General features: G+C 64.2%; 14 protein-coding genes. 6 read left to right on the top strand and 8 right to left on the bottom strand.

Features of this window, described 5'->3' with window-relative positions:
* Positions 1 to 5: 5 nt before the first annotated feature.
* A complete protein-coding gene (gene yedF / locus E0E29_RS00325) occupies positions 6 to 605 on the top strand; it encodes a sulfurtransferase-like selenium metabolism protein YedF (RefSeq protein ID WP_130848125.1) in 600 nt (199 codons plus the stop codon).
* A 43-nt stretch (positions 606 to 648) separates the two neighbouring features.
* Here the strand turns inward: yedF and E0E29_RS00320 are convergent, their stop codons facing one another.
* From E0E29_RS00320 to E0E29_RS00285, 8 genes are all read right to left on the bottom strand, one after another.
* Complete coding sequence (locus E0E29_RS00320; protein WP_242622317.1) at positions 649 to 1,833, bottom strand: MFS transporter; 1,185 nt, start codon at positions 1,831 to 1,833, stop codon at positions 649 to 651.
* 26 nt (positions 1,834 to 1,859) lie between these two features.
* Entirely contained in the window at positions 1,860 to 3,212 is a 1,353-nt protein-coding gene (locus tag E0E29_RS00315; RefSeq protein ID WP_130848124.1) for an alginate O-acetyltransferase AlgX-related protein, read from the bottom strand.
* Positions 3,213 to 3,231: 19 nt separating this feature from the next.
* Entirely contained in the window at positions 3,232 to 4,653 is a 1,422-nt protein-coding gene (locus E0E29_RS00310; RefSeq protein WP_130848123.1) for an MBOAT family O-acyltransferase, read from the bottom strand.
* A 26-nt stretch (positions 4,654 to 4,679) separates the two neighbouring features.
* Positions 4,680 to 5,759: an acyltransferase gene (locus E0E29_RS00305; protein WP_130848122.1), complete on the bottom strand. Its 1,080-nt coding sequence runs from the start codon at positions 5,757 to 5,759 to the stop codon at positions 4,680 to 4,682.
* 4 nt (positions 5,760 to 5,763) lie between these two features.
* Positions 5,764 to 6,132, bottom strand: coding sequence for a VOC family protein (locus E0E29_RS00300; protein WP_130848121.1), 369 nt, complete (start codon positions 6,130 to 6,132; stop codon positions 5,764 to 5,766).
* A gap of 62 nt (positions 6,133 to 6,194) precedes the next feature.
* Positions 6,195 to 7,052 carry an L-serine ammonia-lyase, iron-sulfur-dependent, subunit alpha gene (gene sdaAA, locus E0E29_RS00295; protein ID WP_130848120.1) on the bottom strand — a complete coding sequence of 286 codons (858 nt, stop codon included), beginning with the start codon at positions 7,050 to 7,052 and terminating at the stop codon, positions 6,195 to 6,197.
* 1 nt (position 7,053) lies between these two features.
* Complete coding sequence (gene sdaAB, locus E0E29_RS00290; RefSeq protein WP_130848119.1) at positions 7,054 to 7,722, bottom strand: L-serine ammonia-lyase, iron-sulfur-dependent subunit beta; 669 nt, start codon at positions 7,720 to 7,722, stop codon at positions 7,054 to 7,056.
* 33 nt (positions 7,723 to 7,755) lie between these two features.
* Entirely contained in the window at positions 7,756 to 9,036 is a 1,281-nt protein-coding gene (locus tag E0E29_RS00285; protein ID WP_130848118.1) for a chloride channel protein, read from the bottom strand.
* A 194-nt stretch (positions 9,037 to 9,230) separates the two neighbouring features.
* Between E0E29_RS00285 and E0E29_RS00280 the strand changes: the two genes are divergently transcribed.
* The 5 genes from E0E29_RS00280 to E0E29_RS00260 all read left to right on the top strand — a co-directional run bounded on the left by E0E29_RS00280 (position 9,231) and on the right by E0E29_RS00260 (position 12,370).
* A complete protein-coding gene (locus tag E0E29_RS00280; protein ID WP_242622316.1) occupies positions 9,231 to 10,178 on the top strand; it encodes a hemolysin family protein in 948 nt (315 codons plus the stop codon).
* 72 nt (positions 10,179 to 10,250) lie between these two features.
* Positions 10,251 to 10,802, top strand: a complete 552-nt coding sequence (locus tag E0E29_RS00275; protein WP_165449751.1) for an RNA polymerase sigma factor — start codon at positions 10,251 to 10,253, stop codon at positions 10,800 to 10,802.
* Positions 10,795 to 11,508 carry a DUF4367 domain-containing protein gene (locus E0E29_RS00270; protein ID WP_130848115.1) on the top strand — a complete coding sequence of 238 codons (714 nt, stop codon included), beginning with the start codon at positions 10,795 to 10,797 and terminating at the stop codon, positions 11,506 to 11,508. Before E0E29_RS00275 ends, E0E29_RS00270 begins: the two co-directional genes overlap by 8 nt.
* Before the next feature lie 140 nt (positions 11,509 to 11,648).
* Positions 11,649 to 12,005: a hypothetical protein gene (locus tag E0E29_RS00265; protein WP_130848114.1), complete on the top strand. Its 357-nt coding sequence runs from the start codon at positions 11,649 to 11,651 to the stop codon at positions 12,003 to 12,005.
* 149 nt (positions 12,006 to 12,154) lie between these two features.
* Positions 12,155 to 12,370 (top strand): hypothetical protein, encoded by a 216-nt coding sequence (locus E0E29_RS00260; RefSeq protein WP_130848113.1) that lies wholly within the window; start codon positions 12,155 to 12,157, stop codon positions 12,368 to 12,370.
* Positions 12,371 to 12,538: the final 168 nt, after the last annotated feature.

Genomic DNA, 12,538 nt, shown 5'->3' with positions numbered 1-12,538 from the left:
GTGATATGGCAGTGGAAATTGACGCCATGGGCAAGGCCTGCCCCATGCCGGTGGTCCTGGCCAAGCAGGCCCTGGACAGCGGCGAGAACGATGTGACGGTGGCGGTGGACAACCAGATCGCCGTGGAGAACCTGACGCGGCTGGCCGAGAGCCAGGGTATGACGGCGGTGAGCGCGCCCCGGGAGGGCGGTTTTGCCGTGCGCATCACCGGCGAGCGGAAGGCGGCCCCCGCCCCGGAACCGGTGGCCTGCTGCCCCACGGCCCCCGGCGGCGCCACGGTGTTCATCGGTAAGGACTTCATCGGCGACGGCAGCCGGGAACTGGGAGAGAACCTGATGAAGATGTTCCTCTACACCCTGGCCCAGAGCGACACGCCTCCCGCCTGTCTCCTCTTCATGAACGGCGGCGTGAAGCTGCCCGCCGGGGAGGAGCCCCAGGTCATCGAGAGCCTGAAGAGCCTTCTGGACAAGGGCTGTGAGATCCTGGTGTGCGGCACCTGCCTCAACTACTTCGGCCTGACAGAGCAGCTGAAGGTGGGCACCGTCAGCAATATGTACGACATCGCGGGGCGGCTTTTGGCCGCGCCCCGTGTGGTTACGGTGTGAGAAGACAAAAAAACCGCCTCTCCATATGGAGAGGCGGTTTTTGTTATGTAGCGGACCTGGATGACATTTTCAGTGACAGCAAGGCCAGGAGGGCTGCGGCGGTACAGCAGGCCATACAGAAGAGCAGCATGGCATTGGGGCCGCCCAGGTCCAGGATGGACCCGGCGAAGAGGCTCCCCAGCACCCCGCCCAGGCCGTTGGAGGCCACCATCATCAGGGTCTGGCCCTTCACCTGGTCCTCGGGCGGCACGGAGTCGTTGACGTAGTACACCGAGGTGGGGGTGAAGAGACCGTAGCCCAGCATCTGGAGGGGCTGGGAGAGAAGGACGAAGGGGAGGGAGGAGGAGAGGAAGAGGGCCAGGGCCTTGAAGAAGCAGAAGACCATGCTCAGCAGGAGGAGCCGGCCGCCCCCCAGGCGGCGGTAGAGCCGCTGGAAGAAGAAGGCGGTGGGCAGCTCAAAGCCGGCCATGAGGAAGAGGGCGATGCCCAGATCTCCGGCGGTGCCGCCCCGGCTGGTGACCACGTTGACCAGGAAGTTGGACATGGGCAGGCACCCGGTAAGGCCCAAGAGGATGGCCAGCAGCATGAGGGCAAAGGCGGGGTTCTGCCGCAGGAGCCACAGGGCGGAGTGAGGGGCGGGGGGCGGTCCGGCGTTGTTCTCCTCTATCGGGCAGACGGGATAGGTGATGACCAGGACGATCTCCAGGGCGGTGAGGACGGCGTGGGTAATAAGGGTGGTCTCCACCCCCCAGGCGGTGACCTGGAGGCCCAGAGCCACACAGCACACGGCGTAGGCCAGGGAGCCAACGCCCCGGCCCAGGCTGTACCGAATGGGGACGCCCTTCCGGATAAACTGGATGGCCATGGCATCCATCAGGGGGTAAGAGGTGATTTCAAAGCCTCCCATGAGGATGAGGACGGCCATGGTCCCCGCCATGCCCATAGGGCACAGGAGAAAGACCACCCCGGCGACGAGCCCCACCCCCAGGGCCAGAGAGACGATGAGCCTCAGGGGGATGCGGGGATGGCGGTCGGCGAAGGAGCCCAGGGCGGGCTGGCAGACGATGCCGGCCAGGCACCGGACGGCGATGAGGAGGCCGGTCTCGGCGTTGGTGAAGCCACGGCTGGTGAGCAGGGCGGCCTGGTAGGCGCAGATGGCGGCGAACATGGCCCAGAAGCCGATCTGCATGGCCATGTAGTGGTAGTCCAGACGGCGGACGGAGGGCATGGTACATTACCTCACAGTCAAAGCGGTCAATTTGTGCCCAGAGCCGGCTTTTCCGCCGCCGGCGGGTCCAGGACGTACTGGGGCTGGGCGGTGTCGTTGGGGAAGAAATCGAAGAGTTCATCCAGGGCGGCGGAGCCGGCGGTGTACATGACGATGACCAGGTCGGGTTCCAGCCAGTCCACATAGGTGAGCAGGTCGTCGTGGAAGTACCGCAGGTCGATGGTGATGAGCTCCCCGCAGTCCAGGGCCAGGAAGGGGGTGAGGACGCAGGCGTAGGAGTCCCGCAGGAGCATGATCCGGGGCCGGTCCGGCGAGAGCTCGTTGTAGATCCGGGCCATGGGGTAGTCCCCGCCGGCGTAGAGGGTGTAGGGATTGCCGTTGAAGAAATCCTTCTCCTCGATGCGCTCCGGGAAGAGGAGGGACTCCTCAAAGGGGCCGGTGCGCTCCATGTCATAGATGGGGATGGAGTAGGTGAAGTAGGTGTCGAAGTTGGGCTTCCCGATCTCGATGTCGTCCACCCCGGCGTAGAGGGAGCCCACCCGCTTGCCCTGGCTGCCCAGGAAGAAGTCGGACAGATTGGTCCGGGTGAAGGCTGCGGTGTCGGTGTTCTCCTCCGGGATGGTGAAGCCGTAGTCGCTCTCCAGCACCTGCGCCAGGGTCTGGTGGGCGGTGAAGGCGGCCTCCGGCGTCCAGTGGTGGTCGGTGCGGAAGAAGAAGGAGGACCAGTCCCGGCCGGTGTCGGCCAGCGTCTCCCGCAGATCCAGGGTGGCCACGTTGTTCTCAGCCAGCACACCCAGGATCTGGTCGGCGTAGTCGTTGCCGTAGTCGGTCACCCCGGTGGGGAGGCGGTCGTCATTTTCCTGGAGCTTCTGGGGGGCCTGGACGTAGAGGAGAGGGACCTCCCGCTCCTCCAGGGCCTGGGCCAGCCGCACCACCGCCCGGCCGTTGCCGGTGACGTCCTTGGGCTCGGCATTGATGAAGGTGATGGTACCGTCGGTGAGCTTCACCACCGAGTACTGGGGGTCTACATCCTCCACCACCGTCCGGTCGGAGAGGGCCTGAACGCCGCCGTAGAGCTCAATGAAGAGGTGGCCCTTGTCCAGGGCGCTGTTGGCGGCGGCGTCGGCGGTGGAGAGGAAGTCCTGGAGCCGTTCAAAGGGCGGCTCTGCCTGGACGGTCACCGCCTCGCCCCGCTGGCCGGGGGACCCCCGGCCGTCGCTCAGGCCCGTCTGAGCGGCATAAGAGGCGCTCCGGGTGGGAAGGCGTACCCCTTCACAGGCAGGGGCGGTGGGGGCCAGACCAGTGAGGAGCAGGACGGCTCCCGCGGCCATGGCGCACAGGAAAAGGACGGCGCCGGTATTGCTGTGTGAGGGGACCATGAGGCGCCCTCCTTTCGGGTCAGAAGTTGAAGTAGATGAAGGGGTTGTAGGTCCCCTTCACCAAAAAGGCGGCGGCGGCCAGGAAGATGAGGAGGAGCCCCAGGCCGTACACCCCGTCCCACATGGGAAAGACGTGGCGGGCGTACTGGCCGAAATAGGCCTCCACCTTCCGGGTGAGCCAGGGGGCAATGGGGAAGGAGAAGAAAACGGAAAGTAGAATCACGATCCAATATTGCTCCCAGTAGTAGGCCGCCTGGAGATCCGGCCCGCCGCCCTGGCCGAACATGGCCTGGAGGAAGGCGCCGCAGGCGGTGAGGGAGTCGGCCCGGAAGAGGACCCAGCCAAAGTTGACCATGAGGAAGGTCCAGGCCCAGCCCAGGATTTTGGGCCAGGAGAGAACCTGACCGGTGGTCTTTTCAAAGACCAGCAGCAGGAAGTAGAAGAGCCCCCAGCACAGGAAGGTCCAGTTGGCGCCGTGCCACACCCCGGTGAGGAGCCATACCACGAAAAGGTTCCGCAGGGTCCGCCACTTTCCCCGGCGGCTGCCGCCCAAGGGGATGTAGACGTAGTCCCGAAACCAGGTGGAGAGGGAGATGTGCCACCGCCGCCAGAACTCGGTCACCGAGCGGGAGAGATAGGGCCAGTTGAAGTTCTCCAGGAAGTGGAAGCCAAACATGCGGCCCAGACCGATGGCCATGTCGGAGTAGCCGGAGAAGTCATAGTAGATCTGAAGGGTGTAGCACAGGGAGCCCAGCCAGGCGAAGGCGGTGGAGAGCTGACCCGCGGGGGTGTCCCAGGCGGCGTCGGCCACCAGGGCAAGCTGGTTGGAGAGGAGGACCTTCTTGCCTAGGCCCACCAGGAAGCGGCAGCACCCGGAGGAGAAGTCGTCCCAGGTCTCCCTCCGTCCCTGAATCTCATCGGCCACGGTGGCGTATTTCACGATGGGGCCGGCGATGAGCTGGGGAAAGAGGGAGATATAGAGACCCAGGCCGAAGGGACTGCGCTGGACCTGAGCGGTGCCCATGGCCACGTCCAGTACATAGCTCAGGGCCTGGAAGGTGAAAAAGGAGATGCCGATGGGCAGCTCGATGACGGGAATGGGGGTGTTGAGGCCCAGCAGGTTCAGGTTTTCCAGGGTGAAAGTGAGGTATTTGAACACAAAAAGGAGCCCCAGGTTGCACACGCAGGCGGCGGTGACGGGGAGAAGGAGCCTTCTGCCCCGCCGCTTCCAGGTGTGCACCCAGAGGCCGAAGAGATAGTTTGCGAAAATGGAGGCGATCATCACCAGGACGAACCAGGGCTCGCCCCAGGCGTAGAAGAGGAGGGAGGCGGCCAGGAGCAGCAGGTTCTGGGCCCGGCGCATCCCCCGGAAGATGACATAATACCCCAGGAGCACCGCGGGGAGGAAGGCGAAGAGAAAGATGGAGCTGGAGAAGAGCATGGGCGGGACTCCTTTGTGTGAGGGTTTCAGGTGAGGTAGCGGCCCACCACCGGCAGCTTGTGGAGGAGCCAGGAGAGGGCATAGCTGGGGATGAAAATGACTATGGTCAGGAGGGGGACGGCCACCGCCGCCGGGATGGGCAGGATGGCCAGGCCGAAGTGGCGCAGGAGGATGAGAAAAATCACGTGGGAGAGGTAGACACCGAACCCGCAGGCGGCCATGGAGCTGACCTGTCCCTTCCGGGAGCGCTCGTCGCTCACCCCCAGCAGGTACCGGAAGAGGACGAAGATGGCCACCGCCATCGCACACACGTTGGGGGTAAGGTAGCTATACAGGGTGGTGTCCAGCCCGCCGGCCCGGGTGGAAAGAAGGGTGGTCCCTCCCACTGTGACCACGGCCCCGCCGATGCCCAGCAGATAGATGAGCCATTCCGCGATGCGGCCCAGGGTGTAGGTCTTTAAGTAGTAGCCCGCCACAAAATAGCCCACGTAGGCCAGGGGCGGAAAGGCCAGGGTGAAATTGAGGTAGAAGCGGTCGGCGTAGAGGGCGGCAGTCTGACTCCCCCGGAGCCGGAGGAAGAGGGGAAGAACCAGCATAAAGGCGGCATAGATGAGGAAGAACCAGTGGAGGTCCCCACGGGAGGCGCCCCGAATGAAGGCGCGGAGAATGGGCGTGAGGAGATAGAGCCCCATCATCATGGTGAGAAACCACAGGTGGGTCTCGGTGTTGCCCAGCACCACAGCGTAGAGGGCGTGGGGGAGACTTCCCAGGCTCAGCGTACCGTTCAGAAGGTCATAGAGCAGGTGGTAGGCCACCCCCCAGAAGAAAAGAGCGGTGACCATCCGAAGAAAATAGCGGAAGAAGAGGGTGGGCAGGGAGAGGGACTTTTTGGGGTCCAGCAGAAACATGCCGCTGCACATGACAAAGACGGGGACGGCCCAGCGGGTGAGGCTGTCCCAGGCGTTGAGGGCGTGCCAATCCGCCGTCCCAACGGGGAGGGATTCCAGCCACCCCCCGGAGACATGGATGATGATGACGGCCAGCATGGCCGCCACCCGCATCAGATCGGCGTAGACCAGTCGGCCGCCTTCCTGTTTCCCTGCCATGTCCTCACCCCTTGTCCGGGACGATCTCGATCCAGTAGCCGTCCGGGTCCTCAATGAAATAGATCCCCATAGCGGGATTTTCAAAGCAGATGCAGCCCATGTCCTGGTGCTTCTGGTGGGCAGCGTCCATGTCGGGCACGGTGAAAGCCAGGTGGAACTCGCCCTCGCCCAGATCATAGGGCTCGGTCCGGTCATGGAGCCAGGTAAGCTCCAGCGTGAAGGAGGAGACACCGTCCCCCAGGTAGACCAGGGTAAAGGAGCCGTCGTCGGCCTCCTTCTTCGACACGGGGACCAGACCCAGGGCGTCCTTGTAGAAGGCCAGGCTCCGCTCCAGGTCCAGGACGTTAAAATTGAAGTGGTTAAAGGTGAACATGATCGTGGCTCCTTTGGAAAATATAGAAAAGTATAACATATCAGGGCATTGCCGTGCAACGGTCAACGGCCCAGCAGCTCCTCGGCGATACGCCGGCCGGTGGGGGTGGCGGCCAAGCCGCCGCCGCCGGTCTCCCGCAGGGAGGCGGGGAGAACGTCGCCCACGGAGCGCATGGCGTCGATGACCTCGTCGCAGGGGATGGGGCTGCCCACCCCGGCCAGGGCCAGTTCAGCGGCGGTGAGGGCGTTGACGGCGCCGATGACGTTGCGCTTGACGCAGGGGAGCTCCACCAGCCCGGCCACCGGGTCGCACACCAGGCCCATCAGATTCTGGAGGGCGGTGGCGCAGGCCCAGGCCATCTGCTCGGGGGTACCCCCCAGCAGGGCCACCAGGGCGGCGGCGGCCATGGCGGAGGCCGAGCCCACCTCGGCCTGACAGCCGCCCTCGGCCCCGGCGATGGAGGCCCGGGTGGCAATGACCTGGCCGAAGCCGGCGGAGACGTAGAGGGCTCGAACCATGTCGTCATCGGAAAAGTTGTATTTCTCCTTCATGGGCAGCAGCACGGCGGGGAGGACGCCGCTGGCCCCGGCGGTGGGGGCGGCCACAATGCGGCCCATGCAGGCGTTGCACTCGCCAACCTTCAACGCGGTGGCCATAACGGCGGTGAGCACTGGGCCGCACAGGCCGATCTGAGCATGCTCCACCTTGGCGCCGTCACCGCCGGTAAGGCCGCAGGCGGAGCGGCGCTCCGGGTCGTAGCTTGCCACGGATTCCTCCATGGCCCGCCAGAGTCCGGCCATCTTCTCCCAGGAGGCCTCCCGCTCTACGCCCCGGTCGCTGAGGTCATCCAGGAGAACGGCCTCCCATACCGGGACGGACTCCGCCGCCCGCAACAGGCTTTCCACGGAACCAAATGACATGTCAATGCCCTCCTTCCATGTCCAGATAGGTCACCCGGACGATGCCGGGGGAGGCGCGCAGCTCCTCCACGGCCTCGGCCCAGATGGGCTGGTCGCTCTCCAGCACCATGACGGCCAGTCCGCCCCGCTTGTCCCGGTAGAGCTGCATGGTGGCGATGTTCACCTGACGGCGGGAGAGGATGCCGGTGACCTCAGCCACGGCGCCGGGCTTGTCCTGGTTGCGGATGATGAGGGTGGGGTAGTCGCCGGTAAAGGTGGCCTCCATGCCGTCGATGGCGTTGACCCGCACCCGGCCGCCGCCCAGGGAGGAGGCGTTGACCTCCATCTCACGGCCCTGGGCGTCCCGGACCCGCAGAAGGACGGTGTTGGGGTGGGCGCCCCGGAGAACGGCGGTGGAGATGTTCAGCTCCATGCCGACATCCCTGGCCAGAGCGAAGGCCTGAGGGATGCGGGGGTCATCGGGGGCCATGTCCAGCAGCCCTGCCACCAAGGCACGGTCGGTGCCGTGGCCCTTGCCGGTGGCGGCGAAGGAGCCGTGGAGCAGGAGCTGGGCGGAGACGGGCTGACTGCCCAGCAGGTGCCGGGTAATGAGACCGATCCGCACGGCCCCGGCAGTGTGGGAGGACGACGGCCCCACCATAATGGGGCCCATAATGTCGAAAATGTTCATAGGAAAACTCCTTGTTGAGATAAACAGACGTTTTTACTCCTCCGGCTGATCCAGGGAATGGGCGTGGGGCAGACGTTTGGAGTAGACGATCTGCTGCTCGCTGTACAGGCCGGAGTAGCCGGACAGGCGGTAGGCAACGGCGATGGCCAGGGCGTAAAGGGGGAGCCCGCCGCCGCCGAAGAGCTCATAGGCCAGGAGGATGGAGGAGATGGGGCAGTTGGTGACGCCGCAGAAGGCGGCCACGGTGCCGACGGCGCCGCCAAAGGAGGGCTCCAGGCCCAGGAAGGGGGCGACCACGCAGCCAAAGGTGGCGCCGCAGGCGAAGGTGGGGACGATCTCGCCGCCCCGGAAGCCGGCGCCCAGGGTGACGGCGGTGAAGAGGAGCTTGGCCAGGAAGGCCCAGGGCTCTACGCCCACGCCGCCGCCGGTGACGGCGGCCTCCACCAGGTTGCCGCCGGCGCCGTTGTAGTACTGGTGGGCCAGGCCGCCGTCCAGCAGGGAGAGGAGGAGGACCAGGGCGCCGCCCACCAGGGCCCGGAACCGGGGGTCGGGGAGGACCTTGGCGTAGAGGTGTCCGGCGCCGTGGGTGACGGCACAGAAAAAGACGGCCAGCACAGCGCACAGGGCGCCCAGTACCACCATCTGGAGGAGAGAGAGGGGGGAGAGGGCGGGGAGGCCGGAGACGGCATAGGCGGTGGGAGGCACCCCCAGCCAGCCGGCCAGCAGGAAGCCGGTGAGGGAGGCCAGGAAGGCGGGGACCAGGGCGGCGTATTGGATGACGCCCACGTGGACCACCTCCAGGGCGAAGACAGCGGCGGTGAGGGGGGTCCCGAAGAGGGCGGAGAAGGCGGCAGCCATGCCGCAGACGGTAACGATGCGGCCCTCCTCGGGGTCCAGGCCCAGCTTGTGTCCGATCTTGCTGGAGATGGAGGCCCCCAGCTGGAGGGCGGCGCCCTCCCGGCCGGCGGAGCCGCCCACCAGGTGGGTGAGGACGGTGGAGAGGAAGATGAGGGGGGCGGTGCGCAGGCGCATGGGCTCATGCTCCCGGACGGCCACCAGCACCAGGTTGGTGCCCTGGTCCTTCTCAATGCCGCAGACCCGGTAGAGGAGCACGATGGCCAGCCCCCCCAGGGGGAGGAAGAACAGCAGCCAGTGGTGCTCCTGGCGCAGCTCGGTGGCCAGGTCGATGCCGTAGTGGAAGGCCACGCCCACGGCGCCCACCAGCAGGCCGATGATCACGGCGAACAGGGCGCGGCGGAGAAAATCGCCCAACTCGTCGGGCAGGACACGCAGGGGGACGGAAAGGGGCTTCATCTCTCATCATCTCCTGAAACGGAACTGTCATACAAGGAAGAGACGCGGAAAAGTGAGAACAGTATACCACATTTGGGTGCTCAGTTGAACTTTATAGTGAAAAGTTTTCTGCTCTGTGCTATAATGTTGACCAAACCGGAAAAATGACGGCCGGGGCGTCCGTTCCCGGCCGGGATCATGAGGAGGAATTTGTCTTGCTGCCGGACCCATTATGGCCGTACATACTTGCGGGCATCGTTCTGTTTCTGCTGGGGGCGCTGCTGTCCCAGGCGTGGACGCCCTTTGGCGGGGGCGTGAACGCTGCTTGGAATGCCTTTTTGCGCCTGACCCGGATCAACCCGGAGGCCGGGCGGGAGTCGGTCTCCGAGGAGGACCTGCGGGCCCTCATGGACCTGAGCGAGGAAAAGGGCGACATGGAGGCCGATGAGAAGGAGATGATCGAGAACGTCTTCGAGTTCAACGACACCGTGGCCGAGGACGTGATGGTCCACCGCACCGACATGGTGCTGCTGTGGGCGGAGGACACCGACGAGGAGATCGTCAAGACCATCGAGGAGTCGGGCCTGTCCCGGTTCCCGGTGTGCGGGGAGGACGCCGACGACGTGCTGGGCATTCTGAGCAGCCGGGACTACTTCCTCAACAGCCGCCGTCCGGAGCCCAAGCCCATCCGGGAGCTGCTGCGCCCGGCCTACTTCGTGCCGGAGTCGGTGCGGGCCGACGTACTCTTCCGGGACATGCAGAGCAAGAAATTCCACATGGCCATCGTGGTGGACGAGTACGGCGGCACGTCGGGGCTTCTGACCATGGAGGACCTGCTGGAGGAGATCGTGGGCAACATTTACGACGAGTTCGACCGGCAGGAGGACCAGGAGATCATCCAGCTGGAGGCGAACCTGTGGCGGATCTCCGGCTCGGCGGAGCTGGACGAGGTGGCCGCCGCCCTGGACATGGAGTTTCCGGAGGACGAGGACTCCGAGACCCTGGGCGGCCTGGTCTTTGACCAGCTGCCGGTGATCCCGGAGGACGGCCCCTGCCAGGTGGAGGTGGACACCCACGGCCTCCACATCCAGGTGGAGTCCATCGCCGACCGCCGGGTGGACTGGGCGCTGGTGTCCAAGCTGCCGGAGAAAGAGGAGGATTGAGGGCGTACGCCCCGGGCCATGGAGACCCGGGGCGCGCTTTTTATCCCGTCACCACGGAAGGAGGGAGGGCCCATGCTCATCTATCTGGCGGCGCTGGAGGACCGGGACGACCAGGCGGCCTTTCTGGACTTCTACCGGGCCAACGAGCGGCTGGTCTGGCACATGACGGGGCGGTTCTTCCGGGAGGAGGAGCGGCGCTGGGACGCCTTTCAGGAGACCTGGACGGCGGCGGCCAAAAATTTTTCAAAAATTTTATCTCTGCCCTGTGAAAAAAGGGCGGCATATCTCGTTATTATAGTGAAGAACCAGTGCCGGGACCTGCTGGCGAAGGAGCGGAAGTACGCCCCCTTCCCGGAGGAGCCGGAGGCCCTGCTGGGGACGGAGGGACCGGACCTGGAGGAGGCGGCGGCGGTCCGGGCGGACGCCCGCCGGGCCAGGGAGCTGCTCCCTGCCCTGCCGGAGCATTACCAGGCGGCGCTGGAGTGCCGGCTGGTGCTGGGCCTGAGCAACGGCGAGACGGCACGGCGGCTGGGCGTCTCCGACGCCAAGGCGTCGGTGTGGTACCGCCGGGGCCGGGCGCTGCTGGTGAAAAAGCTGCGGGAGGAGGGGATCGACTATGGCTGAGGAGATGGACCGCCGGCGCCGGGAGGACGACGCCCTGCGGGAGCTGCTGCTCCAAGCCAACCTGCCCGAGGCCCTGGACCTGCCCGAAGCGCTGGAGCCGGTCCCCGACGCCCTGGAGGAACAGATGGCCCCCTTCCTGGCCCGGCCCTTCGCGGCGGGACGGAGGAAAAAGCCCCTGTGGGCGCGGGTCCTGCGGACCGCCGCGGGCCTGCTGCTGGTCCTCTCCCTCACCGCCGGAGCCGTCCTCTGGGCCAGTCCCGCCGCCCGGGTCTGGGCCGCCGAGCTGGCCCGGATGCTGATGGTCTGGACCGATGTGAGCGCCGACTTCCTGTTCCACGGCGGCGATGCGGCGGAGACCGATTTGAGCTGCTGGCGTCCCACCTGGCTGCCGGAGGGGTATGAGGAGGTGGACGTTTGGGATACCATGTCTATTCATGAAATCACCTATCAAAATGAGTATGGAGAAAAGATCTATTTTGAGTATTCAATACCAAGCGGTGCTCTGACCATTGACAACGAACACTCGGATTACAGCGAAATTGAGATCAACGGGTGTAAAGCCCACCTCTTTGCATCCAATACGGAGGGAAAGCCCAGCTTCCTACTCTGGACAGATGAAAAGGAGAAGGTCTTCTTCATGCTGGAGGGCGAGGCCCCGCCGGAGGACCTGATCCGAATGGCGGAGAGCATTTCCGTGGAGCAATAAAACATCGGAAAACACCCCAGGAAGAATTTTTTGAAAAAATTCTTCCTGGGGTGTTAATTTTCTGTGCATCGGATTGTTATATAGACAGAAGACACAGTGAAGTCGAGCGAGGTCATCAAATGAAAAGGAGTGTGCAAAAGATGAAGATGAGACGAACGGCGCTGGCTGCGGGCCTGATAATGGTATTGGCGGTATGGGCGGGCGCAGCCACACGGTACGCACAAATTACGGAACTGAGACCGATTTTAAGTTTCCGCGGCTCCAGCGCTCAATGTACAGTTAAGGCGCGGGCGACAGATTCCATTGAGTTGCTGGTCTATCTGAAGGACTCGGACGGAATGGTGCTGGAGGAATGGAACCGTTCGGACGCAGGAGGCAGCATCAACTTCTCGGAGAGCTGTCCCGGTATGAAGTCGGGAGAGCGGTACACACTGACGGCCACGGCCCGGTCTGGTGGGGAGAGCGTGACAGAGACCGACACGGCGACTTGCCCGTGATCAAAGACGATAAAATTCAGATGAGAGGGGTGAGTCCATTGGACTGTAAAGGCGGCGGACCTGGGTGACACCCTGTCCGGACTTCAATTTTGCGCAGAAGAACTCAGACAGACACATCAGATGGTAAAATAGAAAGGATGGCCGAGAAAATGAAAAAGTTCAAACAAATTTCTGCGATTCTTCTGGCCCTTGGCGTTGTCTGTTCCATGATGGCTCCCGCCGGAGCTGCGGCAGATCCTATGAACCGGATCTCCGACCATGCCGGGACCACGCGCTCTGTCCTGGTGGTGGAGGACGACGGGACTTCAGTACAGGAACATATGCTGAATGTGGAGATTCCAGCCAGCGCCACCAAGGCGGAATAGCTGGCTCTGATCCAAAACTCCGCCAAGCAGTCCGCCGGGCTTCCTGTGACCCGCAGCACGCCCACTATTGGAGATATCATTTCCGTAGAAGATACTATAACGATCGCAGCTTCCCCGGCAATCATTGTTGGAGAAGGAAAGCTGAATAAAAATTATGATGTTTTAGCA

This window comes from Intestinimonas timonensis (assembly GCF_900626145.1).
GTDB classification, from domain to species: domain Bacteria; phylum Bacillota; class Clostridia; order Oscillospirales; family Oscillospiraceae; genus Intestinimonas; species Intestinimonas aquisgranensis.
Note: the sequence above shows the minus strand (reverse complement) of the source record. Positions and strands in the feature narration are given on the sequence as shown.